Source organism: Streptomyces sp. WG5 (assembly GCF_049974565.1).
Classification (GTDB): Bacteria; Actinomycetota; Actinomycetes; order Streptomycetales; family Streptomycetaceae; genus Streptomyces.
Window position 1 is genome coordinate 1 of sequence record NZ_JBNGGC010000035.1, and the last position, 22,791, is coordinate 22,791.

The window sequence follows — 22,791 nt, forward strand, 5'->3', positions numbered from 1 at the left end:
CCCACCTGGTCGACGGCTGCCTGACCGCCACAGGTCTGGCTCTCACCCCACCGACCCCGCCGTGAAAACCTCAGTAGTCCGTCCCCAGCCACCTTGACGCTTGCTGGACCTCGAGGCTCAAACGATGGCGGCCCTGTCCTGGCGGAACATCGCTCGGGTCAGGGCGCGCCAGTCGGTGGTGTCAGGCCTGACCGGGATCGAGACCGAGGGCGGTTTCGGGAAGCCATGCGTCCGTGGCTCAACCAGTGAGCGACTGAGCTCGTGAGTCACCGTCGCGTGGTCAGGTGAGGCCGGCGGTGGCGTTGTCCTCCCAGCCGTCGACCCGCTGGAAGTAGCCGTTCATGGAGCGGGAGTGCCGGGCCCATCCGCCCTGGTCGGCGATGGCCACGGCGTCCTTGCCGCGCTTGCGGGCGCTCGTGGCCAGGCCGATGCGGAGGGAGTGGCCGGTCCAGGCGAGCGGGATTCCGGCGCGGGTGCTGATCCGCTTCACGGCCCGGGTGACGGAGTCGGGGACCATGCCGCCGGTGACGTTGCCGTGCCGGTCGACGCCGACGAACGCGGGCGCGTCGGGCCGCGACCAGCGCGGCTGGGCGTCGGCGGCGAGGCGGGCACGGTATGCCTTCCACGCCTCCACCGGGCAGACCTCCGGGTCCTGTTGGTAGTTGATCTTCGCGTCACGGACGCTGTGCTTGGTCTTGCCGGTGAGCACCGACACGACCAGGCCGCGCGGGGTGAGGGCGACGTCCCCGGCGAGGAGGCCAGCAGGGTCCTGGGCACGCGAGGCGTAGTGGAAGCCGGTCAGGACGAGAGCCTTGTCCCGGGCCCCGGCGAGGGTGTCGGGGCAGGCCCTCGCCACCCGGTACAGGTCGGGGACCTCGGCCGCGGCGGCCTGACCCCGCCCGCGCCGCTCCCCTGCCTTCAGCAACTCCACGGCGGCCGCCTCCAGTGTCGCCCGCGCCTGCGCCTGAGCGTCACGGTTCACCTCTGCGCCACGGCGGCGCAGTTCCACGACGGTCCCGGCGAGGATCGTGCTCGCCGACGACGCCGCGTAGCCCTTGCCGTTCACCTGGCCCCGGTCCAGCAGCCACACGACGAACGCCACCAACGCGCCACGCGTGGCCTCCAGTTCGGGGAACTCCTGCGCTCCGCAGAACCGCGTCCAGACCTTCCACGCTTTCGCGTACGTGTCCGTCGTGTTGGCCGGACGCAGCCGCCGCCGCACCTCGTCCGCGAAGTCTTCCGCGTTCGCGAGTCGTTGGGCGACCTCCACGCCGTGGCGCTGCGCCCACTGGGCGACCAGGGGGGACCGCTCCGCCGGAACGGGAGCCGCCGCGTCGGCCCCTCCGGACGGGTGCTCGGTGGCGGTGCTCAACGGGCGCTCCCCCCATTACTCCTGACATCGGATAAGGAGAGGTTATCCGATGCGAGACGACCCGTACCGCCAGACCGGCCAAGCGAGTGCAGAATGCGGGAGGATTCTCCGGGACCTGTACGGGAGGAGCCCCGATGGGCCATACTCCCCGTGCACACCCCGGAGAACCGGGTAAGAATCTGTCGGAAGGCCTCATGAGGATCACCATTGAAGGCGCCTCGGAGGAGTTCGAGCGCAAACTGCTCGACCTGCTCGCCGAGCACCGTCATGAACTGGCCGTCACCGCGGACACCGAGTGGACGGTCGAGCGGGCCGAACGCTACCTCCGTTCCCTCCCCGCCGGCGCCCGCCGCTTCGCCGAAATGGTCGTGGTCGACGGTGACGGTTACGCCGACGCCGACACCCTCCGCAGCATCCTCGGCAAGCTCAACGGCCCCACCGTCGCCCTGTCGCGCGCCATCCCACGCGGCGTGAAGGCGGGCTGGTGGCCGGAGGGCACCCGGGCGCCCGTCACCGTGGTGTACGACCCGGACAACCCCTCGTGGCAGAAGGCCATCGGCTATGAGGTGAGCGGCGAGAACGTGCCCGTCTTCCGGGCCGCCTTCACCCGGCTGTCCCCCTGCCCATGGGACGGAGATGCCCCGTCGGCGCTGGCGCCGGCTCCGGCCGCCGACGGGACGGGCTGGGCGGCGATGGACGACGTGCCGCGCGCGCTGGACATCCTCGACGAAGGAGAGAACCGGTGACGTGACGGCCGGGGACGGGCGGGGCCGCCGGGGGTTGCGGGGCTTGCCCCGCGCTCCCGCACAGTCGGCGCGGCCCGTCCGACCGGCGGGCTTCACCGGCTTGTTGGAGGCCTTCCGTGTTCCCCGCCCGCAGCGCCGTGCGCTCCGTTCGCACCCCGGAGTGAGGCACCCGATGCCGTACCTCATCGACGCACTGCCCGATCTGCTCGGCGCCCTCGGTGCCACCTGCGTGATCGCACTCTCTTCGGCCACATGGCGCCGTCTGTCGTCCCGTCGGCCGCGAAGAGCCCGCAGAGGCACGCCGGTTACGACGCTGGACGGCCGCCGCATGCTCCGTCGCTACACCCTGCTGCGTACCGGCGGCCCGGACGGTGCCCCGGGCCAGTACGAGACGACCCGGCCCGCCGGCACCGTCATCACGCGACAGGTGGACGGTCATCCGCGGTACTTCGAGCTGACCGACGTCCCGCTGGATGACGGCACTTTCGCCGCCGAGCCTCTCGACCACCTGTAGCAGGAGCCCCCATGCAGGACTTCCTGCCGCCCGTGCGGCTCACCCGCACGGGCGTCCCACCTGGTTCGCCGCCCGGCCATCTCGGCGGCTGCCTACACCAGGTCGGGCTGCCAGATGACGTGGCCAGGGCGAATGTGCGGGGTGGGGGACAACTTGTACGAGCCCCCGTTGTCGTCCTCGGACATCACCCAGCCCACACCCTGGTACGAGGCGTAGGTTTCCTCCCGCGGTACCGCGCACTGCCCCGGATCCGTGATCACGGTCTTCCCCGCCGCGATGGCGAGGGGACGAGCGCTCGGGGCCTTCGGGCACGGATGGAACACGTGGGCTTGCGCATACTCGAGGCGGATCTTGACCGTTGTCGCCTCGTTCCCGTGGTTGGTGAGCTTGAGAGCGAAGGACACGCGGTCCGTCTCGACGCGCGCGCATACTCTCCACGACACCGCGGCCGGTCCCGGGAACGGGACACTGCAGCGACTGTCCTCGCCCAGGGTTCCCTTCTCCAGGCCCGGTGACTCGGACGGGACCGTCTCCGGCCCCGTCCGAGCAGAAGCTCTCTCGCTCGTCGACGCCGACGCCTGAGGGGCGCCGCCCTCTGGGCGGCCATCCGCCTCACCATCGCCATCAGCTCCCACCACCGCCGCGGTGACGATGACCGCTGCGGCCAGAACGGTAGCGCCGCCTACAGCAGTCCTGCCCCACCGGGACCGGTCACGCCATGGCCGGCGAAGACGGCCATGGCCAGGGGCATCAGGAGCTTTCCTCTCCGTGCCCGGCTGGGGGGCGGCTGTGGCCTTCTCCTCACCTGCAGCTGAACGCTGCCCCCCAGATGGAGTTGGCGATGCGGCGGCCGCCGAGCGGTCGAGTGGAGCTACCGGAACATCGGGGATGCCCTGACGGTGGTCACCGACTGCAGACGGAGAACGGAGAACGGTCGTATCCGAGGAAGGTTCAGCCCCGGTCTTCCCGACCGTCCCGGCCGGAGGGCTCGCCTGAGGCGTGACTGCGGAAGAATTGAGGAAGTGGGCCTGCGTAGCCACTCTCCAGCCGCTGGGGTACCTGCGTTCCAGCTGAGCCTGTACGAGGTCGATCCTTTCGCCGAGTTGCACGATTCGCCAGGCTTGGGGCCCCTGAAGCCCCAGGGCCCGAACAATCTCCTGAGACAGGCCTCTTCCAGGAAGCGCCGCACCGCCCGTTGTGACGATCTTGCGGCCACTCAGCCACTTGGAGACTCGGCTCTGGTCGACCGCCCTCCCCTTGGACTGCTCGGTGAGCCTTTTTGCGAGCTGCTTCTGCTGCACGGCTGACGCACGGCAGGCGTGCTTGACCTCCTTGGCCCACTCGTCGAGCGCCTCTCCGAACCCGTTGAACAGTTCTTCGTCCGTGCCTTCCACCCCAGTAGACCCTTCCTACTTGCACGTCGCCAACAGTTTTCGCAGGTCACCACGGTGAAAGTTGCACCGCAACATGCACCTTCCTGATCCCTCTGGTCCCGCTCGAAGCCCATGGGCATTCTCGATCCCGACGGCGCGTCCACTGCGCCGCCGGACTCCCATACATCTCCGATACGCGAGAGGAACAGAGCATGACTCGAACGAAGGTCCGCAAGCGGGGCGTCGGATCGGCTCTTCTGGCTGCGGCGCTGCTGGGGGGCGCGACACCTGCGTTGCTGCCTGCTGCAGAGGCGGACGCGGCGCCGCTGGGCCGTGTGTGCCTGTTCCAGGACAAGGAGCGCGCCGGTGGTGCCGGCCATGTGGCCTGGGCCATCCGCGACCCCAAGAAGGCCAGCCACTGGATCTGGGGCTCGACGGAGGGCCCCAGTAACGGCACGTACGTCCCGGCCGGGTCCTCGAACGGCAGCTGGATCAAGGGCGGCACCTGGACTCAGCTGCGCGGCAGCATCAGCACCGGCCGCTACGACAACTACCGGTGCATCAACACCGCCGGCGGCAACCTCAAGGCTGCCCAGCAGACGTACGGGCGGATGAAGACCAACGGCTACGCCGTACTGACCAACAACTGCCTCACCAAATCGCTCGCGATCTTCCGTAGCTACAGCCCCGCCCTGACCAGTGCCTACCTGCCCGACGGCAAGTCCAAGGCGCCCAACTACTACTTCACCACGTCCCTGAACAACTCCCGGGGCTGGGAGAAGGCACGCACGTACTGATATGTGCGTGGTCTACGGCTCGGACGACGAGGACACCGCCGAAATCACCGAGGCCCTGGCACGGGTCCACCTCACTCTGTAGCCGCCGGGCCCGGGACTCAGTCGGCGGTGAGACTGCGGCGTACAGGGGCGGTGACGACGCGGATCCAGGCCAGTGCGCACTGTGCGGCGGCCTCCTCACGCGTCCTGGCCGGGCCGCCGCCGGCCGTGAGCGATCCGGCGAGGCGGTACTTCCAGCCGTTGCGCCCGGTCCGGCCGGTGCTGCCGCCGTACGACGGCTCCACGTGGCCCAGCACGGTGCCGTCCTCAGCGACCAGGTTCCACTGGTAGGTATCACGGTGGTCCGCGGCCTTGACCAGGCGGGCGCCGTCCACGACGGCGCGGGCCGCCTTCTGCGACAGCCGTCCGCGCCGAGCCGGTGAGGTTTCCTTCAGTGGGGCGGCGGGCTTCGGAGAGGGCAGCGCTGAATCATCACGTGACGCTTGACGAGCCGGAGCCCGCGCATCGGAACGCCGCGGCGCCGTGTCGGTCGTTTGGTCCACGGCGGCGGCCAGAGTCTTGGAGGGGTGGTCCAGGATGCCGTGCGGGGCATGGACGGCCTGGCGTGCGCGGGCCGCCAGGACGACCGGGATCCGCGCCACGGCGCCGAGGTCGGAGTCATCGGCGGGCTGCCCGGCGTCCAGGGCGTCGGCCAGGCGCCGGGCAGCGGCGGACAGACTGTCGGCCAGCTCCGTCGCGGGCACTTCCGCGTACGTCTCCAGCAGCTCTCGCTCCCCCTCGGGGACGATCCGGTTCCGGTGCTCCAGCCGCTGACGGGCGCGGTACGCCTTGGCCTGGCAGGCGCGCGAGCAGTAACGGCGGGCACGAGGGCCGCGCTGCGCGGGAAGCGCTCCCCCGCACACCAGGCACGGCGCCATGAGTTCTCCTCGCTCAATCGTCACGTGACGCTTGTGCGGGACACGGTACCGGCTTCTTCCTCCATCGTCACGTGACGACTGAGGTGTTGGCCTGGATGTTGGCCTGGACTGGGCGTTCACCTTGTCCTGGGCGGATTCGATGCGGTGAAAGGGCCGCTGGGCACCGTTTCGGCTTCCCGCCGGCCCGGCCGCTTTTCGCAGGGAGTGGTCCGGGCGGAGGCCGGCGCGGCATACTCGTGCCATGGCCGACATCGAGATCGACGACCGCACCAGGGCCGCCCTCCAGGCACTGGCGGACGACGCCGGGCTGCCGCTGGAGGCCTACCTCGCTCAGGTGGCCGAGTAAACGGACTCAAGGTCACATCCCACACCTGCGCGCGAGGCCCGAACACCGACATGGCCACCGCCCTGGTCGCGCTCTCCGAGCGCAACACCACCGACGACGGGACATCGAACTCCACCCTCGCCGGCGACGTCTACAACCAAACGGCCCGACGGCGCCCTCGACACCAGTAAGGACGACCCGCTCGAAGCCGTCCCCTCCGGGGCCGACACGAGCGACAAGAGGCACCCCGCTGACCGAACTGATGGAAGCGATCAGGAAGCCACAAGTCAGGGACATATTCCCAGGTGACTGGCATGGGCGTGGTGCTACGCGCGCGGCAAGCTCGGCGCATGGCTGGCATCGAGATAGACGACACCACCGCGGACGCACTGCGGGCCTGGCCGACGCCGCGGGGCTGCCGCTGGACACCTACCTGGCCCAGGTGGCCGAGGAGAAGCGGCGCGAGCGCGCGCTGGCTGAAGGCGCGGAGATCTTCCGGCACGTCACCAGCGACCCGGAGACGGTCGCCGCCTTCGGCATCGAATATGGTGGCCCCGCTTCGGCCCAGCCCGCCCCGCGGGCGGCCTGACCTGTGCCTGCCGAGTACTACGTCGACCACCGGTGGCTCCTGAGCGCCAGGCCGAACTGCTGGACGATCTCGCGGTCAACGACTACTCCGTGTTCGTCGGCCTGGCCGCCCGGCACAAGGCCGACCCGCCCCGCCACGACCAGCACCGCCCCGACGCCTTCTGGCGCACGGCCGTGATGCTGGAGGAGTGCGTCGTGCTCCGACCGCTGCCCGCCCGCAATGAGCTGTACGGCTTCGGTGTCGCGGTGGCGTACCTCGGGATCCACAGAGAGCGGGTGAACACCAAGTTCGAGGCCTGGCGGGACCTGATCGCCGACATCGCCGCCCTGCGTCTCGACTCGTTCGCCATCGCCGAGCGGTTGCGCTCGCTGCGCCAGCCGACGGCCTGACCTCGCTGTCGTCTGCTTACCCATCCCGCTGGTTGACGAAGCCGAGCAACGTCAGCCCCCCTCGGCCGTGATGCTTCGGGCGGGGGGCGCGTGAAGCATGTCCTCCACAAGCTCTGCCGCCTGGCCTCTGCGGACCATATTGACCACGACCGAGTGATGACACGTCCTCAGCATGGCGCCCTGCCGGGCCCTGGATCGACTTGCACGAGGCAACGCCTTGAAACCAACACGGTGTCAGGCCGCCACTGCTCCGCTCAGTGCTGAAGCAGCCCGTCGCGGGCCACCACCCCCGCGAGTGCAGGGAGCAGCCCATCCACTTGAAGGGCTCGGAGCCACCGTCGGGACCATCCCCGCGGGCGCGGGGAGCAGACGCCGCGGGTAGAGGTCGACGCCAACGGGGCGGGACCATCCCTGCGGGCGCGGGAGGCAGACGCCTTGCGTGCGAGCAATGGCGTTCATGTGGGGACCATCCCCGCGGGCGCGGGGAGCAGCACGGTGTCGACCCTACGCGTGGGGCGGGCGCGGGACCATCCCCGCGGGCGCGGGGAGCAGTTCCCGAGACAGAAGGCGTCCCACTCGTACGCGGGACCATCCCCGCGGGCGCGGGGAGCAGGGCCGTTCGGCAGGCGCCCCAGCGGGTGGTCGGGGACCATCCCCGCGGGCGCGGGGAGCAGAAGCGCCGTGAGTACGCCGACGTGCTGGACCTGGGACCATCCCCGCGGGCGCGGGGAGCAGGTCCTGGCGGCGGTCGGCGGAATCGCTGCCGCGGGACCATCCCCGCGGGCGCGGGGAGCAGATCACCTGGTAGGCGCCGGTCGCGCCGATGCTGGGACCATCCCCGCGGGCGCGGGGAGCAGACTATTTGACCTGCGAGTTTATGGCCGAAGAGGCGTGTTTTCAGTTACTTTCGCAGATTCCGGCAAATTACGCATAGGGTCGTGTCAATCCGATGGTATTCCCGCGGTTGGGCAGCTCGTTCCGCCAATGCATCGATCGCGGCTTCGCGGTCCCGGTCATGGACGGTGTCGCAGGCGGTACGGACTGTCCAGCCGGCTTTCGCCTCGTCAGGACCCGGCGGCCGGGTCCTGACGAGGCGAAAGCCGGCTACGCCGCAAGCCCGGTGACCTTGCCCAAGAAGTCGGCGTTCGCGGCCATGTCGTGGCCGAGGAGGACCGAGTGGTGCGGCAGCTCCGCCAGGCGCTGGGCGACGTTCTCGCGGGCGGCCACGGTGCCGCCGCCGTCGACCCCGAGGAGCGCGAACACATCCGGGTAGCGGTCCTCCGTCGCGCCGCTCATGAAGTCCGCCGCGCCCAGCACGCGGCCGGTCTCCTCGACGGCCGGGGCCGCGCCGCCCTCGATCCTGGGGAACACCAGCGCCGCGGCCTCACCCTCGGTCGCCAGGGGGACGCCGAACCAACTGGTGAACTGGTCCGGGAACACCTGCGCTTTCAGCTCCTTGCCGCGCTCCCACAACGGTGTGCGGTCTCCGGCCAGCAGAGCCTCCGTGACCCGCTCGTCCTGTGTCGGGTGCAGCGCCTCGCCTGCCTCCATGCGCTCCCGGGCGGTCTCGAACCAGCCCAGCGCCTCCAGCAGGCCGAGGCCGACGGCCGCCGCCGACGGCCAGGGCAGGACGTCCACGCCTCCCCGCTCGCCGGGCCGGACGAACACGCGGTCGTTGGCGAGCAGGCTGAGACCGTGGCGGGAAGCCAGGGCGAGAGCGGTCGTCGTCTTGCCCGCGCCCTTGCCGCCGAAGGTCAGGACCGTGCGCCCGTCCTGGACGACGGCCGAGGCGTGCAGCACGGCCCAGCCGTCGCGCAGCAGCAGGCCCCGCACCATCTCCCGGGCCAGGCGGGCGGTCGCCGTGGCGACGTCCTCGGTGCGGCAGCCGACGACGTCCAGCCGCGGCATCCCCGGCTCCGCGCGGTAGGCGAGCGCGCCCTCCGGCGACACGGCCCGGATCACTCCCCCGGACGCGTCCGTCGCGAGGAGCAGTCGGGCCCGCGCGTACGTGGTGCTCGTGTGTGGAGACTGCGTCACGGCCAAAGCGATGGCGTCGTATTCGCGGTTGTCCACGCCGGCGGTGACCAGGGCCCCGGTGCAGACGCTCGCGGGGTCGGCCTCGGTGGCCTTCCACCAGGTGCCGAAGTAGCGGGCGGACCAGTCTGTGACGGCCTGCTCGGCGGAGATGACGGTCACGGCCGCGCCGGCGCTCTCCAGGCGTACGGCGTGAGTACTCATGGTCAGTTCCTCCCGGACGGAGACGGTTGCAACGGAACACCGCGCACGGCCTGGTAGGCGGCGCGCAGCTTGGAACGGGACGTCTCCGACTGCCGTTCCTCGAAGCAGTCCAGCGCAGGCAGGAACGGTACGGGCTCGCTCCCGGTGAAGCGCATGGAATTCCGCACCAGTCACCCGCATGCCGGGCGCACAGCTCGGTGGTGCCGTCTCGGCGCCGAGGGCCAGACGCAGCGCGGACACCTCCGCGCCGGCGGGCCGCCCGCACCGGGCGCGGCCGGTACCGGCGTTGACCGGGCCGGGACGCCGGGCCGGTTCGTCGCGCACCTGCTGGAGGGGGACGGGCACGGGGTGGTCGTTGACGAGGGTCGAGGAGGCGCAGACGACAGAGGTGTCCCCGTGCTCACCGATGAGGTGCCCGGGCACCGCGGCGTCCGGAACGTCCAGCAGCCGGCCGAGGGCGAGCCGGTAGCGGGCGCTGTCCAGGCTGGAGCCGATCCCGAACCCCCTCCAGAACGGCCCGCTCGTCCGGCCAGATCTCGCCGGCGGTCCGGTGTATGAGCGCCGCGGCGTGCCGAACACCTCGGCCGGGGTGGGCCGGGCCAGGGTGGTAACGGCACAAGTCGCCCATGGTCTCAGCGAACGCCTCCTCTTGGGCATGCTCGTCGGCCGCTCCGGGGCAGCGGGGTGGGTGTCGCCCCTTGGTCACCGGCACTGGCCGAGGGGCAAGGGCTGGTCACGGCGTCGAACGGCCGAGCTCCCCCAAGAGCCGGCCGGTCGACGCCGCACCCCGCCCCAGCCGGGTCGGCTCCGCCACGGGAACGGCAGGAGCCGGGTACCGGCCTCCGGTCCGGACGCACGCCGGCCGGGGCGGGAGTCAGTGGCGGGTGGCGAGCAGCAGCACGGTCACGAGCGCAGCGCACGTCACCGTGCAGGCCACCGCCTGGGTACGAGGCGTGATCAAGACGGGCCTTTCAGCTCTGCCCACACGCGTTTCCCCCACGGCAGCGGATCGTGTCCCCACCGCTCGGCCAGGCTGTCCACGATGGCGAGTCCCCGGCCCGCCTGTGCGGCCGGGCCCGGCAGACGCAGTACCGGCACCTGGTGGCTCCGGTCCGTCACGGCGACGTGCACGCCGTCGTCCTCGGTGCGCCGGACGGTCAGGCGCACGCTGTCACACCGCGCGTGCTGGGCGGCGTTGGCGATCAGCTCGGTGACCACCAGTTCCGCCGCGTCCACCAGGTCGCCGAGTGCCCAGTCCTGGAGCGTCGCACGCACGATGCGCCGGCCGGTCGCCGCCGACTCCGCCCTGCGGGGCAGTGTCTCGGCGCGTACTTCCCTGCCGTCAGCGGCACGCAGGATTCTGGAAGTCACCGGTCCTCGCCTCCGCCCAGGCTTTGGTGGCCGCGCTGCACGAGACGCGCGACCAGGCCCCCGTTGCACAGCTCCGCGATGCCGGTCATCGGTACGGGACGGCAGGACTTCGCACCCCGAGGGCAGGTGGCCCGGAGGGGCGGCGCCCCGAGCGGGGACCGCGCGGTCAGGTGGTCGGGCCCCGGCGCGGGAGCGGGCCGGCGGCCGGTGCCCGCGGGCATGAGGAAGGAGAACGGCGTGGCTCCGTGGTGGGCGACGGCCGGCTCTTCCTCGACCTCCTCGGTCAGGAAGCGACTCATGGCGTGCGGGTCGCCGGAACTGGCAGCGGCGAAGAGCGCGACGGCCGGGACGCGAAGTGCGGTGGACAGACCCCTGCAGTGCGGGAAGGCCGCCCCGCCCTCGTTCCACTCCCGCCTGACCTGGTTCGTGCGGGGGGCCGCGGCCAGGAGCCGCGCCTCCGCTGCCAGGTGCCGCTCGGCGCACATGACGGCCTGTCCGGCCGGAGGGCCGGAGGCGGCCAGGGTCGTCTTGCTCTGATCGGTCTTCTGCGTGGTTGCTCTGGACATCGTTACGCCTTGCCTCTTGGAGAGTTGGGGCGCCCGCGCGCCGGCCCTCACGCAGGGCCGAGCCGGGCTCGCACCAGGACCCTCGAACGGGCCACCGATGACCAGACAACCCCCTCTCCCGGCTGACCGCTTAGGGCGATCCTGCACTCGTCACATGCAGCCCCCTAGGGGGATTTGACCACTCGTTTACCTGACGGTCTGATTCCGCGGCGCTACGGTGCGTACATGAACACCCCGCGGAACGTGGCCCTGGCGGCGTGGATGGCGGAGCACGGCCATAGCTCCAACAGCCTGGCCGAAGCGGTGAACACGGCCGTGGAGCGCCTGACCGGACGCCCCGGCGGTCATGACGGATCGTCCGTGCGCGGCTGGAAATCCGGGCGTGTCCGATGGCCCAACGCCGCGACCCGCAAGGCGCTTGAAGACGTCACCGGTCTTGCCGCCATCGCTCTAGGGTTCGTGCCACGGGGCCGGGCCCCGGCCGCGCCCGCTCCACAGCAGGAGGACCCCGACATGAAGCGCCGTACCCTCGTCGGCGGCATCGCCGCTGCCGCAGCCGTCGCAGCCGCCCCCAGCACTCCAGCCGCGGCCGCCGCTGCGGGCCGGTCTCCTCGCCGTATCGGCATGGGTGACGTCGACCGCCTGCAGCAGCGGTTCTCCGAGATCATCGCCAGCGACCACCGCCACGGCGGGCAACTCGGCATCGAGCAACGCGCCGCCGCCCTCGCCGACGAGGCGCTGAACCTCCAGAACTCCGGCAGCGCCACCCAGCGCGTACGCAACAGCCTGTATGCCTGCGCTGCCTCCTTCCGCTCCTCCGCGATGTGGGCGGCCATCGACGGTCGCCGCTAGCCGACGCCCAGAAGCACATGCGCGAGGCGCAGGCCCTCGCCGAGATGTCCGGTGACTCCGCGATCAAGTTCCGTATCTGGAGTCACGCCGGCAGCATGTACCGGCACATGGGGCGCCCGGCGGACGCCCTCGCCGCCAACGATGTCGCCCGCAATCTCCACATCACCCGCCGGGACCCCATGTTCGCGTCCCTCGGGCTCGCCCGGCAGGCGGCCATCCACGGTGCCGCCCAGGACCGCAACGGCACCCGCCGGACGTTCGAGCAGGCACAGGACGCCATGGAACGCGCGGACCCGGCCGACTACCGGCCCGTGTGGATGCTCGCCTTCTACGACCAGGCCGAGCTGGATGCCCTCGCACTGTCCGCACACCTCGCGCTCGGTGACTACCCGACAGCCGAGTTCCACGCCCACCGCTGCCTGGCCGGCCTGCGCCCCCACATGGCCCGCTCCCGGGCGATCACCACGACCCGCCTCGCGCACGCCCAGCTCGCCCAGGGCGACGCCGACGCCGCCACCGCCGCGGCGATGACGGTTCCGGCCAGTGCCGCTACCCAGCACGCCCGGGTATCCCGCATGCTGCAGGAGTTCGGAGCCGCCCTGCGCGCCACCGCGCCCGGCAGCCCGGCCGTGCAGACCTGGAACGAGCACACCGCCGCCTGGAGGACCCGCGCATGACCACGGCCCCCACCATCGAGCTTCGCCAGTTCACCGACCTCGACGCCGCCCGCGGCGACCTCCTCGACGTCTACGCCGAGGTACGCGCCCCGCTGCTCCACCTGCCCAACTACGCGGTGACCGCGTTCGGGGAGCGCCTGGACCGGCACGGTTGCGAGCCCGGGTTCCTCGCCGTCCTCGCGTACGCCGACGACCAGCCGGTCGGTTACGCCTACGCGAACACGATCGAGCACGGAGACCGGTACTGGCAGCGGACCACCCCGCCGCCGGCCGAGGTGTACACCGCGCAGCCGGCCGTCGCCCTGAAGGAGATCGGGGTACGTCCCTCCTGGCGCGGGACGGGGACCGCCCGGCGCATCCATGGCGCACTGCTCCTCGCGCGCAGCGAGCGGTACGTCACGCTGATGGTCAACCCGGCGGCCGGGGACGGAAGGGTCCACGCCCTCTACAGGACGTGGGGCTACGAGGACATCGGGCACAGCCAGCCGTCACCGGCGTCCCCTCTGCTCACGGTGATGATCCGCCCCAACCGCTGACCGGCCCGGCAGCCACGGCCACGCTACAGAACCGGGGCCGACCGCACCGACCGCAGCAACATGCCCCACCTCACTACGGCGTCGACGTCGCAGTGGCCGCACTTTAGTCGGCACTCTCCCAGGCCAGCGCCAGGAACCGTTCGACGCGGGCGAGGTCCAGTTCGGCGGCGAGCGACACGGCGACGACGGCGTGGTCGACGTTGGCCGCGAGGATCTGGCCCTCGGACCGCTTGGAGGAGGTGGAGCGGACGAAGGCGGTACGGCGGGGCAGCAGGGTCCGCACGTACAGCGGGTCGCTGCCGTCGGGGTCGACGGCGGCCCAGTCGCCCGTGCACACGACCTTCATCGGGTCACGGGGGACGACGAACTCGGTGTCGGCACGGACCGGGCCGGCCGGCGTGACGACGTCGCACAGGCCGCGGTCGACCCGGAGGACGCGGCCGGGTACGAGACCCAGCTCGGCGTACGGGGCGAACTCGGCCTCCCAGTCCGCGTCCCAGCCGTAGGGAGCGAGTGGATGCGAGGACGAACCGGGAGAAGAGGAGGAAGACACGGGGTGATCCTTCACAAGGGTGGCCCCGGCACCGCGCCACGAGCGCGGGAAAGGAGTGGGATCAGCCGGCGGCCACGGAGGTGGACTTGACGGACTTCCGATTGCGGGCAACGCCCGTCGCAACGACAGCCATCGGTCGACACCTCCCGGACCACGCAGCGGACATCTGCGGCGTGAAAGGAGCCGCAGGAACGAATGGTCCATAGCCGCCCGCGCCGACGGCGCGTGCGCCACAGGTTTTCCACCGGCCCGCACCGGACGGACGGCAGGCGGCCGGGCAGCCGGGCAGCCGGGCACCTCAGGGGGGCGCCGCCATCGTGGTACGCCTGGCGCCCCTCCCCGACGACGGGCCCACCGGAGAGCCGCACGGTCACCGAGGGCCCGTTCCCCGGTGACGGCCGGTGACGGCGCTGCCACCTTCGCAGACAGGCCCGGCAGCCTCACGGAGTCCTGCCAGGGGCTGCCTTCACTCCCCTTCCGCGCTTCCCCTCGGTGGACTCTGGGGGCTCTGCGGGCGGCGCACGACGTCCACGATGAGGTCGAGCAGGCGGTCGGTCCGTTCCTGGGAGGCGCCCTCGATGATGGCGGGGAACACGCCGATGAGCAGGGTGGCGACGTCGTCGGGGTTGACGTCCGCCCGGAGAGTGCCGGCGGCGGCGCCCCGTTCGAGGATCGCGGCGATGGTGGTGGTGACGCGTTCGCGCGAGGGGGCGGCGATACGCCCGGAGGCGAAGGCGGTGAGCAGCGTGTCCATCATGCCGCGTTTGGTGGCGATGAAGGCGGCGTAGCGACCGATCCAGGCGCGCAGGGCGACATCGGCGGGGTGCCGGTCGAGCAGGGCAGGGGCGCTGGCGGTGACGGCGTCGAGTTCGCTGGCGTAGACGGCCTCGACCAGGTCTTCGCGGGTGGGGAAGTGCCGGTAGAGGGTGCCGATGCCGACGCCGGCCTGGCGGGCGATGCCCTCCAGGGAGACCGGTCCTTCCGTGTGGGCGAAGGCCGCCTTGGCGACGGCGATGAGCTTGTCGCGGTTGCGCCGCGCGTCGCGGCGGACCGGCCGGCCGTCGGGGTCGGCAGGGCCCGGGGTGTGGGGGCGTGATGACGATGACAAAGCGGAGGCCCCTCCGATAGTGCTACGGTGAAAGTAACGGAGGCTCCTCCGTATGCGCCCCAGTCTCTCATGAGAGCAGGAAGCCATGCCCGCTGAAACCACCCGCACCATCGTCTCCGCCCCGCGCCCCGGCGGCGCCGGCCGACTGGCCGGACGCACGGTCTCCCGCATCGGCTACGGCGCCATGCAGCTGGAGCGCCTGCACAAGGACCGCCCCGCGGCCATCGCCCTGCTGCGCCGCGCGTTCGACCTCGGCGTCGACCACGTGGACACCGCCCACTTCTACGGCGACGGCTTCGTCAACGGTCTCGTCCGCGAGGCGCTGCGCCCCCAGGACGACGTGCTGGTCGTCACCAAGGTCGGCGCCACCCCCGACCCCGGCGGCCCGTTCCCGTTCCGGATCGCGCAGCGCCCCGAGGAACTGCGGGCCGGCGTCGAGGCGGAACTCGCCACGCTCGGCATGGAGCAGGTCCCGGTGGTCAACCTCCGCCGCACGGACGCCGGGATAACCATCCCCTTCCCCGACGACCAGAAGGTCGACCTCGACGACCAGCTCGCGGAGCTGACCGCCCTGCGCGACGCCGGCAAGATCGGCGCCATCGGCCTGAGCAGCGTCTCCGTGGACGTGACGCGCCGCGCCCTGCCCGCGGGCATCGTGTGCGTGCAGAACACCTACAGTCTCGTCGCCCGCGACGACGAGGAACTGCTCCGGCTCTGCGCCGAGGAACAGCTCGCCTGGGTGCCCTACTTCCCCCTCGGCGGCGCCTTCCCCGGCATGGCCAAGGTGACCGACGAGCCCGCCGTGATCGCCGCCGCCCAGCGCCTGGGATGCACCCCGGCCCAGGTCGGCCTGGCCTGGCTGCTGCACCGCGACCCCCAGATCCTCCTCATCCCCGGCACCGCCACCATCAGCCACCTCGAAGACAACCTGGAAGCCGGCGCGATCACCCTCGACGAGGAGGCCATCACCGCGCTCGACGCGATCGCCGCCCGGCCGGCCACCCCTCCGCGCCCCTGACCGGTCCCCGTCCGCTCGCGCCCCGTCAGACGTGGCGCGAGCTTGACGGCTACCGCGCCGGAACGGGCGGTCCTGTCACAGCGGGTGACGCTGCCCCGCCACCGCTTCGACCGGTCGAAGCACCGCTCCACGACGTCGCGGCCCTTGACGGGGCCGCGCGTCCACCGCGCGTACGTGCCTTCGCGCGGACCATCGCAGTCCGAGCACATCAGGAAGAACGAAAGGGGCCATCGACATGGCCGATACGCATGAGACGGACCTGCCGGACAACTGGGGCCGCTGGGGAGCGGACGACGAACTCGGCACCCTCAACCTGATCACCGACGAGGTGCGCGCCAGGGCCGCCGCGGAGGCGCGGACCGGCCAGTGGGTGTCACTGGCACAGCCGATCGAGCCGAGCGCGATGTTCTTCAGCCCGTTCGCGCCCGAGACGGCCAACGCGTCGCCGGTGCAGCAGATGGTGTCCCACACCGGCGGACCAGTGGCGGCCGATCTGTCGGTGATCTACAACCACCACTGGAGCTCGACGCACCTCGACGCGCTCGCGCACTGGTCGACCGACGGCCAGGTCTATCCGGGCCGCCCGAGGGAGGAGGTCGTCACCCCCTTCGGCATCACGCACGCGTCGACGACTGCTTTCGCCGCCGGGTTGGTGACCCGTGGGGTCCTGCTCGACCTCGCGGCCGAGGGACCCCTCCCCCCTGCCTACGCGGTGACGTCGCACGACTTCGAACAGGCCGAGAAGCGGCAGGGAGTCGTGGTGGGCTCCGGTGACGCGCTGGTGGTCCGACTCGGCTGGACGGGAGGCGGGCCCCATGACGTACCGAGCCCGGGGATCAGCATGGACGCGGTCCGGTGGATGCACCGCCGAGGGGTCGCCGTCGTCGCCCCGGACAGGGGCGACGCGCATCCTCCCCTGAATCCGGACGAACCCTCCCCGCTGCACGAGGTGGCGCTCGGCCGGATGGCGATGCCGCTGATCGACGTGCCCCGGCTCGATGACCTCGCGCGAATGTGCCGGCGGCTGCATCGCTACAGCTTCCTGCTCACCGTCGCCCCGCCCCGCATCCACGGCCTGACCGGCGTACCGGTCAACCCCATCGCGATGTTCTGACCGAGCGTCGGCGCCCTCCCCGCGCCCGAGGCGGGGGAGCGACGGGGCTGCCTCACGCTGATGTTGCAGCGTCAGGCAGCACGAACCTCATGACGCGGTAGCGACTTCGAGTCGGCACGGCCGAGGCGCGGGCCCGTCCGTAGGCGGCGAGGGGGTGTGACGAAGTGGAATAGACGTGGTCGGTCGTCGCCGTCTTCGGGGTGAAGAACGGCAGGCCGGCCCGGTCAACGGGTGCCCGGCGAACCTGCGGCACAGCCGGTCGGCAGTCCCCGGTGGGCGCGGCTGCGGTGCGCTCGAGGGGCGGGGCTGTGCCCGGAGGCGGCCAGGGAGTCCGAGTGGGCCCGGTGTCCCTGCTGTAGAGCATCGCGGCACGACGGCTCAGTCGCGCCGCGAGGGCCTGCAATCCGGCATTCCTGCCGTCGATCACGCCATCTCCCCGATGAAGATCGAAAGCGACCGGAGAGGAACATCCGGTCCCATCACAGCGCTGGGCCGCAGCGGCTCTGCCTCGTCGGCCTGTCCGTACTCCGCATCGGCACCGGCGGCCCGCCACAGACGTCCCGCGGCCGGACCACGCGCACACCCGTCCGCGCCGGGTGTCACCGGAACGCCAGTTATGAGCAGCGTGTGGCCCCGCGCACGTGCCCGCAGACGCGCTCCGGCGTGCGCCGTGTCCCGAACGCTTCGGCCTCATCGACGGGACTGCTGCGCGTAGGGGTGCCCGTTGCGCAGATGGGCGAGGGTGAGCAGGGCCTGTCGGCCCGCGCTCAGCCGACGCCACCGGCTGCCGATCGCACGGCGGCTTTCGCGGATGCGGGCGGTGAGGAACCGGAGGTGCGAGCTGGACAGGTCCAGCCCGGACGGGTAGACAAGCGCGTGAAGCCTCTGGCGGAACGGGTGATCTTGGTCGTGAACCCGTCTACCAGAGGCTGCACTCGTCTGTCACACCAACTGCCGGACCGCACCAGCAGGTTGGAGAAGGCTCAATTACTGCAGCGAAGGAGTGAACGGGTTGCCCTGTCGGGTGGGCGGACTCGGCCGACGGGTCCGCGGTCCGCCCACAACTCGGGTGACGCCCGTCTACAGGGCGGACGCGGCGATGACCGCGGTGAGGGCGGCGACCGTCGTGCAGATCGTGTCTCCGAGTGCCGCGGCCGAGCCCTGCCCCTCGGCGATCGCGGCCAGCCGGCCCTCGGGTGCCCCACCGCCGGGGTCGTGGGTCATGACGGACTGGAGGCCCGCGTGATACAGCACGGTGATCAGTGCCGCCATGTGCTCGTCGGGATCCTGGCCCCGGGTGAGAACCGCTGCCATTCGCCCTCGTAGCGCCGCGAGTTCGAACACTCCAGTGACCGGGTGTTTCACCGATCCGAAGGCGCCGAGGACCCGTCGTCCCTGTTCCCGCACCAGTCCCTTCTCCGACAGTCCCCGGTACGCCGTCTCCAGTGCCTGCTCGCGTACGGCCAGCAGCCACTCCCGGGGAGTCTCCTCGGGGTGACGCCGCACATGCTCCGCCATGGCCGCGGCTGCCGGATCCGCTGATGTCGACGCTCCGGTGGCGACGAGCGTGCCGTCGCGCTCCGTCAGGTCCCCGGAGAAGCTCAACTCGAGCAGGGCGGCCGCCGAAACCGCCAGCGACACCCGCAGCGGCGCTTCGCGCAGGGTGCCGGTCTTTTCGTCCAGCGCGAGCAGCACGATCCGCTCGCCAATCGTCAGATCCTCAGTCATGAAATCCCCCTCTCGAGAGGGAACGCTGCAGGGGAACCTGTGGTTCCCGTTGCGCGCCAGCAAAGCTCGGACGATTGGGTCGAGGTCCGGGGCAATCGGGCGGGGAAAGTAATCCCTGCCCGATTCGCCGATAAGCTGGCGTTTGTAACGCACCATCCCCGCGGGTGCGGGGAGCAGGGGAGCTCCTGAATGAGCCGGAACCGGCCGTGGGGACCATCCCCGCGGGTGCGGGGAGCAGTGCCACGTATCCCATTCAGTGCTCCCAGAGCGGGGACCATCCCCGCGGGTGCGGGGAGCAGCTCGGCGAGCGGGCCGACGGCTCCTGGTCCGCGGGACCATCCCCGCGGGTGCGGGGAGCAGTCGCCACTGAAGGGACCTCGATCTCTCGGTTGGGGACCATCCCCGCGGGTGCGGGGAGCAGGATGGCAGTCCGTCACTGCATATGCGGTTGTCGGGACCATCCCCGCGGGTGCGGGGAGCAGATCTGACGAACGCACACATCCCGCATGACAACGGGACCATCCCCGCGGGTGCGGGGAGCAGGCCAAGCTGAGCGCGAGTACCCCCGGGCCACGGGGACCATCCCCGCGGGTGCAGGGAGCAGGGAGCCAAGCCCCGGCATTGCCAGACGCCACGGGGACCATCCCCGCGGGTGCGGGGAGCAGGAGCTGGAGACGGTCGCCACGGAGGAGCCGGAGGGACCATCCCCGCGGGTGCGGGGAGCAGGTTCCGGGATCGCCGAAAAGCGCCGTAGCCGCGGGACCATCCCCGCGGGTGCGGGGAGCAGGGCCCCAGGACCTCCACGTGTTCCGGCTGGAAGGGACCATCCCCGCGGGTGCGGGGAGCAGTTGACCAGGCCGGTCGTCTCGGGCAACAGCACGGGACCATCCCCGCGGGTGCGGGGAGCAGCCGGCCACAGGCACGGACTGGCACGTGGACTTGGGACCATCCCCGCGGGTGCGGGGAGCAGGTAGTCTCGGTGGTCACGGTGACCTCTGCTTTCGGACCATCCCCGCGGGTGCGGGGAGCAGACGCTCGTCGTGGAGCGGCCGGGGCTCTTTTCGGGACCATCCCCGCGGGTGCGGGGAGCAGGTGCCGCTGGAGGACTCCCGCGAGACCGAGGCGGGACCATCCCCGCGGGTGCGGGGAGCAGCACACCATGCGTGTCGTGGTCGTTTTGTCGTTGGGACCATCCCCGCGGGTGCGGGGAGCAGCCATCATGATCAGCCCTCCCTCTCCGACGCTAGGGACCATCCCCGCGGGTGCGGGGAGCAGGCTCCTGGTGGGCACCGCCTGGCGTCTGCTGAGGGACCATCCCCGCGGGTGCGGGGAGCAGTGCACGCCGTGGTCGGCGGCGAAGTCGTGGATGGGACCATCCCCGCGGGTGCGGGGAGCAGGGCTTCGCCTACGTCGGCATCTGGAAGCTGGAGGGACCATCCCCGCGGGTGCGGGGAGCAGACCTTCGCGGCCCGGAGCAGTGCGGTATGTGCGGGACCATCCCCGCGGGTGCGGGGAGCAGAAAGTCGTCAACTCGATCGGGTGTGTCGGCCTGGGACCATCCCCGCGGGTGCGGGGAGCAGACTGTTTGACCTGCGAGTCTATGGCCGCAGAGACGTGTTTTCAGTGACTTTTACAGATTCCGGCAAACAGGGCACAAGGTGACGCATAGCTCGGCTCGTTAGCCGTCGCCGAACGGCTACGCCCGCTGCGTCTGCCAACGACGTAGCCCGCCCTGGCGCCCGCGTCCCGGGCAGGCAGCAGAGTGCCAGGCTCGGGGCGTGAGACATCTCGTCACGGACAGAACGTGGCCCCCGGGCAAGGTGCACGCGCAACCGCGTGTACGTGAAGTCGGCGGTCAAGTCTGGAGTGAGTTCTACGATGAGCCGGTGACCGAGACACTGCCCCCCGTGGGCACTGACCTCTTCGAGGTGGAACGGCTCCTGCTGGCCGAAGCCGCGGAGCCGCCGCTCGCGCCAAAGGACGCTGAAGCCCGGGACCGGGTGTGGGACACGGCGGTCCGGGCGAACCCCACCCTCTTCGACGGGCCTGTGGTGGCGTGTGGGGGGCTGGAGCGCGTGGGCCCGCGCAGTCTGCGTCTGTCCTGGGTGCGTGTGACCTACCGGCATTACGCCCTGCGCCGCGTTCCCGGTGCCACCGCGCTGCCCTCGTTGTTCGTGAACGTCGTCCAGCCGACGGACGACGGCCGTGTGCTGGTGGCGAGGATGTCGCCCTGGACGGCCGCCCCGGGCCGCTGGCAGCTGCCCGGGGGGTCTGTGGAGCCTCCCCAGGGCGGGGCGGTGCTGGACGAGTCGGCACTGGCAGGTCAGGCTGCTCGAGAGCTCGGCGAGGAGGTGGGGGTCGACACGGCCGCCGAGGATCTGCGGCTGTGGGTCGTCACCCGCGGCGAGAACGGCAGTATCGGCCTGACCTACCTCGCCCCGGCCCTTCCCGAGGCATCGCTGCGCGCGGACTTCGCCGCTGTTGCGGCGGCCGAGCGCGCCCAGGGCCGCGAACCCGAACTCGACGGCATCGCCCTGGTGCGCTCACCGGACGAACTGGCCGGTCTGGCCGGTCCGCACGCTGACTACCTGGAGCCGGTCGTCCGCCGCTTCTCCGGTTCCCGCTGAGGTCAGGCGCCGGCGAGGAGGTCGCGTCCCCGTTCGTCGAGCTCGGCCACGCACCGCAGGCCGCGGGCCCGGAAGCGTGCGAGGTCGCCGCGCATGCGGGAGACGGCCTTTCGGGTGCGGACGGAGCGGACACCGCCCATGTGGTCGATGGCCCGGTGCCAGGTGGAGCACGCCTGCTCGATGCTGCCGCGCTTGAGGTGCATCTCCGCGCCCGCGACCAGGTCCAGGGCGACGATACGCGCGTAGGTATCGGCCGGGCGGGCCGTGGCGGCCAGCGCGTACTGCTCGGCGGCGGTCCGGTGGTCTCCCAGGGTCTCGTGGACCTTGGCGGTGCGGGAGTACACCGACGCGGCCGGTGGGCCCCAGGCCAGTGCCCAGAACGGCACCTCGTCGCCGGGGGCACCGGTCAGCAGGGTGCGGGCTCGTTCGGCCTCGGCAAGGGCAGCGCGGTGTTTGCCGCTCTTGGCCAGGGTGTGGGCGTGAACGACGCGGAAGAGTGCTTCGGTCTGGGCGTCCACCCGTCCCTTGGCCCGGTTCAAACCGGTCTCGGCCAGGGCCAGGCAGTGCTCGGGGCGGTGGAGCTTGAGGCCCTGCATGGCCATCGTGCGCATCACGAATCCGTCGTGCCCGCGCAGGCCGGATTCGGCGGCCAGGGCGTAGGACTGGAGGTAGTAGCGCTGGGCGAGGCCCTGTTGGCCTGCGTCGTAGCTCTTCCAGCCCAGGAGGTGTACGCCTCGGCCGGCGGCGGAGAGCATCTGCCGGCGGACTTCGTCGGTACGGAAGCGGGCCCGGCACAGCGGGGCGACGTCGTCGCGGAGGTAGGTGACCAGGGCGCTGCGGCCGTGTTGTCCGCCGTGGCGCTCGTCCATCTCGGAGAACGCGTCGATCATGTCGCGGACGGCGGCGACTTCTGCCATGCCGACGGTGTGGCCGGTGCGGGCGGCGGTGGTGCGGGAGGCGATGTCCTGGAGGTGGTGGAGGGGCAGGGCTGCGGCTGCTGCGGAGTAGGCGGAGGCCGTCAGGAAGCGGCGGCGGTCCAACTCGTACCTCCACATCGGCAGCAGGGCGTCCAGCGGGTCACTCCCGAGGGACAGTCCGATGGTGTCATTCTCGGTTTCTGCCGGGAAGGGCAGGCCGAGGTCGACGGGGGTCAGGAGGCGGCCGAGGCGCCGGGAGAGTGCGACCGCGAGATAGCGGGGTGTATCGCCTCGGGGCACGGATCCGCTGAGCCAGTGTTCGACGTTGGACTTGTTCGTGCGTAAGCGGTCGCCGCATTCGGCGGCGACCGCGCAGACTGCCTTGGCCAGCGCCTCGTAGGTGAGGCCGGATTCGGCGACGACTGCGCTGAGCTGGATGTTCGGTGTGCGCGCGGTCATGAGCA

Annotated in this window: 18 protein-coding genes, 3 pseudogenes and 2 CRISPR repeat arrays; of the genes and pseudogenes, 10 read left to right on the forward strand and 11 right to left on the reverse strand. The window is 71.4% G+C overall.

Annotation, left to right across the window (positions count from 1 at the left end):
- Positions 1-280: 280 nt before the first annotated feature.
- A complete protein-coding gene (locus tag ACP4IX_RS29250) occupies positions 281-1,372 on the reverse strand; it encodes an integrase (protein ID WP_426557487.1) in 1,092 nt (363 codons plus the stop codon).
- A 194-nt stretch (positions 1,373-1,566) separates the two neighbouring features.
- Here ACP4IX_RS29250 and ACP4IX_RS29255 point away from each other — a divergent pair, with 194 nt between their 5' ends.
- A complete protein-coding gene (locus ACP4IX_RS29255; protein ID WP_426557489.1) occupies positions 1,567-2,118 on the forward strand; it encodes a hypothetical protein in 552 nt (183 codons plus the stop codon).
- A 328-nt stretch (positions 2,119-2,446) separates the two neighbouring features.
- On the forward strand, positions 2,447-2,632 hold the full coding sequence (locus ACP4IX_RS29260; RefSeq protein ID WP_426557491.1) for a hypothetical protein: 186 nt from the start codon (positions 2,447-2,449) through the stop codon (positions 2,630-2,632).
- A 92-nt stretch (positions 2,633-2,724) separates the two neighbouring features.
- Here ACP4IX_RS29260 and ACP4IX_RS29265 read toward each other — a convergent pair whose 3' ends face one another.
- Positions 2,725-3,036, reverse strand: coding sequence for a hypothetical protein (locus ACP4IX_RS29265; RefSeq protein WP_426557492.1), 312 nt, complete (start codon positions 3,034-3,036; stop codon positions 2,725-2,727).
- Positions 3,037-4,217: 1,181 nt separating this feature from the next.
- Here ACP4IX_RS29265 and ACP4IX_RS29270 point away from each other — a divergent pair.
- On the forward strand, positions 4,218-4,802 hold the full coding sequence (locus ACP4IX_RS29270; RefSeq protein ID WP_426557494.1) for a Tat pathway signal protein: 585 nt from the start codon (positions 4,218-4,220) through the stop codon (positions 4,800-4,802).
- A 98-nt stretch (positions 4,803-4,900) separates the two neighbouring features.
- On the opposite strand, the gene ACP4IX_RS29275 is transcribed toward ACP4IX_RS29270, so the two are convergent.
- The gene (locus tag ACP4IX_RS29275; RefSeq protein WP_426557496.1) at positions 4,901-5,719 is read right to left on the reverse strand and encodes a hypothetical protein; all 819 of its coding nucleotides are present in this window, start codon (positions 5,717-5,719) and stop codon (positions 4,901-4,903) included.
- Positions 5,720-6,486: 767 nt separating this feature from the next.
- Between ACP4IX_RS29275 and ACP4IX_RS29280 the strand changes: the two genes are divergently transcribed.
- Positions 6,487-6,633, forward strand: coding sequence for a hypothetical protein (locus ACP4IX_RS29280; protein ID WP_426557498.1), 147 nt, complete (start codon positions 6,487-6,489; stop codon positions 6,631-6,633).
- 32 nt (positions 6,634-6,665) lie between these two features.
- Positions 6,666-7,022 carry a toxin Doc gene (locus ACP4IX_RS29285; RefSeq protein WP_426557500.1) on the forward strand — a complete coding sequence of 119 codons (357 nt, stop codon included), beginning with the start codon at positions 6,666-6,668 and terminating at the stop codon, positions 7,020-7,022.
- Between the two features lie 340 nt (positions 7,023-7,362).
- Positions 7,363-7,879: direct repeats of the CRISPR family, unit length 29 nt; unit sequence GGGACCATCCCCGCGGGCGCGGGGAGCAG.
- Between the two features lie 247 nt (positions 7,880-8,126).
- Here ACP4IX_RS29285 and ACP4IX_RS29290 read toward each other — a convergent pair.
- From ACP4IX_RS29290 to ACP4IX_RS29300, 3 genes are all read right to left on the reverse strand, one after another.
- Complete coding sequence (locus tag ACP4IX_RS29290; protein ID WP_426557502.1) at positions 8,127-9,260, reverse strand: hypothetical protein; 1,134 nt, start codon at positions 9,258-9,260, stop codon at positions 8,127-8,129.
- Positions 9,261-10,217: 957 nt separating this feature from the next.
- Positions 10,218-10,631, reverse strand: a complete 414-nt coding sequence (locus ACP4IX_RS29295) for an ATP-binding protein (RefSeq protein ID WP_426525533.1) — start codon at positions 10,629-10,631, stop codon at positions 10,218-10,220.
- Entirely contained in the window at positions 10,628-11,197 is a 570-nt protein-coding gene (locus ACP4IX_RS29300) for a hypothetical protein (protein WP_426525535.1), read from the reverse strand. Before ACP4IX_RS29300 ends, ACP4IX_RS29295 begins: the two co-directional genes overlap by 4 nt.
- A gap of 624 nt (positions 11,198-11,821) precedes the next feature.
- On the opposite strand from ACP4IX_RS29300, the pseudogene ACP4IX_RS29305 reads away from it, so the two are divergent.
- Positions 11,822-12,726, forward strand: a pseudogene (locus tag ACP4IX_RS29305) (hypothetical protein).
- Complete coding sequence (locus tag ACP4IX_RS29310) at positions 12,723-13,262, forward strand: N-acetyltransferase family protein (RefSeq protein WP_426557504.1); 540 nt, start codon at positions 12,723-12,725, stop codon at positions 13,260-13,262. Before ACP4IX_RS29305 ends, ACP4IX_RS29310 begins: the two are co-directional and overlap by 4 nt.
- A gap of 112 nt (positions 13,263-13,374) precedes the next feature.
- On the opposite strand, the pseudogene rsgA reads toward ACP4IX_RS29310, so the two are convergent.
- Positions 13,375-13,815: pseudogene (rsgA, locus tag ACP4IX_RS29315) on the reverse strand (GTPase RsgA); the annotation flags it as partial.
- A gap of 466 nt (positions 13,816-14,281) precedes the next feature.
- Entirely contained in the window at positions 14,282-14,923 is a 642-nt protein-coding gene (locus tag ACP4IX_RS29320) for a TetR/AcrR family transcriptional regulator (protein ID WP_426526571.1), read from the reverse strand.
- Between the two features lie 85 nt (positions 14,924-15,008).
- Here ACP4IX_RS29320 and ACP4IX_RS29325 point away from each other — a divergent pair, with 85 nt between their 5' ends.
- A complete protein-coding gene (locus ACP4IX_RS29325; protein ID WP_426526572.1) occupies positions 15,009-15,941 on the forward strand; it encodes an aldo/keto reductase in 933 nt (310 codons plus the stop codon).
- A 235-nt stretch (positions 15,942-16,176) separates the two neighbouring features.
- The gene (locus ACP4IX_RS29330) at positions 16,177-17,055 is read left to right on the forward strand and encodes a cyclase family protein (protein WP_426526573.1); all 879 of its coding nucleotides are present in this window, start codon (positions 16,177-16,179) and stop codon (positions 17,053-17,055) included.
- 705 nt (positions 17,056-17,760) lie between these two features.
- Here the strand turns inward: ACP4IX_RS29330 and ACP4IX_RS29335 are convergent.
- Both ACP4IX_RS29335 and ACP4IX_RS29340 read right to left on the reverse strand, forming a co-directional pair.
- Positions 17,761-17,910 (reverse strand): annotated as a pseudogene (locus ACP4IX_RS29335) (IS5/IS1182 family transposase); the annotation flags it as partial.
- A gap of 225 nt (positions 17,911-18,135) precedes the next feature.
- Positions 18,136-18,783: a GOLPH3/VPS74 family protein gene (locus tag ACP4IX_RS29340; RefSeq protein WP_426557506.1), complete on the reverse strand. Its 648-nt coding sequence runs from the start codon at positions 18,781-18,783 to the stop codon at positions 18,136-18,138.
- Positions 18,784-18,931: 148 nt separating this feature from the next.
- Positions 18,932-20,363: direct repeats of the CRISPR family, unit length 29 nt; unit sequence GGGACCATCCCCGCGGGTGCGGGGAGCAG.
- Positions 20,364-20,669: 306 nt separating this feature from the next.
- Here ACP4IX_RS29340 and ACP4IX_RS29345 point away from each other — a divergent pair.
- Positions 20,670-21,410: an NUDIX hydrolase gene (locus ACP4IX_RS29345; protein WP_426557508.1), complete on the forward strand. Its 741-nt coding sequence runs from the start codon at positions 20,670-20,672 to the stop codon at positions 21,408-21,410.
- Positions 21,411-21,412: 2 nt separating this feature from the next.
- Here ACP4IX_RS29345 and ACP4IX_RS29350 read toward each other — a convergent pair whose 3' ends face one another.
- Positions 21,413-22,786 carry a hypothetical protein gene (locus ACP4IX_RS29350; RefSeq protein ID WP_426557510.1) on the reverse strand — a complete coding sequence of 458 codons (1,374 nt, stop codon included), beginning with the start codon at positions 22,784-22,786 and terminating at the stop codon, positions 21,413-21,415.
- Between the last annotated feature and the right edge of the window lie 5 nt (positions 22,787-22,791).

Excerpts from the sequence above, each read along its gene's own strand:
- ACP4IX_RS29255 (WP_426557489.1), top strand. The coding sequence starts at position 1,567 with ATGAGGATCACCATTGAAGGCGCCTCGGAGGAGTTCGAGCGCAAACTG.
- ACP4IX_RS29260 (WP_426557491.1), top strand. The coding sequence starts at position 2,447 with ATGCTCCGTCGCTACACCCTGCTGCGTACCGGCGGCCCGGACGGTGCC.
- ACP4IX_RS29270 (WP_426557494.1), top strand. The coding sequence starts at position 4,218 with ATGACTCGAACGAAGGTCCGCAAGCGGGGCGTCGGATCGGCTCTTCTG.
- ACP4IX_RS29275 (WP_426557496.1), bottom strand. The coding sequence starts at position 5,719 with ATGGCGCCGTGCCTGGTGTGCGGGGGAGCGCTTCCCGCGCAGCGCGGC.
- ACP4IX_RS29290 (WP_426557502.1), bottom strand. The coding sequence starts at position 9,260 with ATGAGTACTCACGCCGTACGCCTGGAGAGCGCCGGCGCGGCCGTGACC.
- ACP4IX_RS29300 (WP_426525535.1), bottom strand. The coding sequence starts at position 11,197 with ATGTCCAGAGCAACCACGCAGAAGACCGATCAGAGCAAGACGACCCTG.
- ACP4IX_RS29310 (WP_426557504.1), top strand. The coding sequence starts at position 12,723 with ATGACCACGGCCCCCACCATCGAGCTTCGCCAGTTCACCGACCTCGAC.
- ACP4IX_RS29325 (WP_426526572.1), top strand. The coding sequence starts at position 15,009 with ATGCCCGCTGAAACCACCCGCACCATCGTCTCCGCCCCGCGCCCCGGC.
- ACP4IX_RS29330 (WP_426526573.1), top strand. The coding sequence starts at position 16,177 with ATGGCCGATACGCATGAGACGGACCTGCCGGACAACTGGGGCCGCTGG.
- ACP4IX_RS29340 (WP_426557506.1), bottom strand. The coding sequence starts at position 18,783 with ATGACTGAGGATCTGACGATTGGCGAGCGGATCGTGCTGCTCGCGCTG.
- ACP4IX_RS29350 (WP_426557510.1), bottom strand. The coding sequence starts at position 22,786 with ATGACCGCGCGCACACCGAACATCCAGCTCAGCGCAGTCGTCGCCGAA.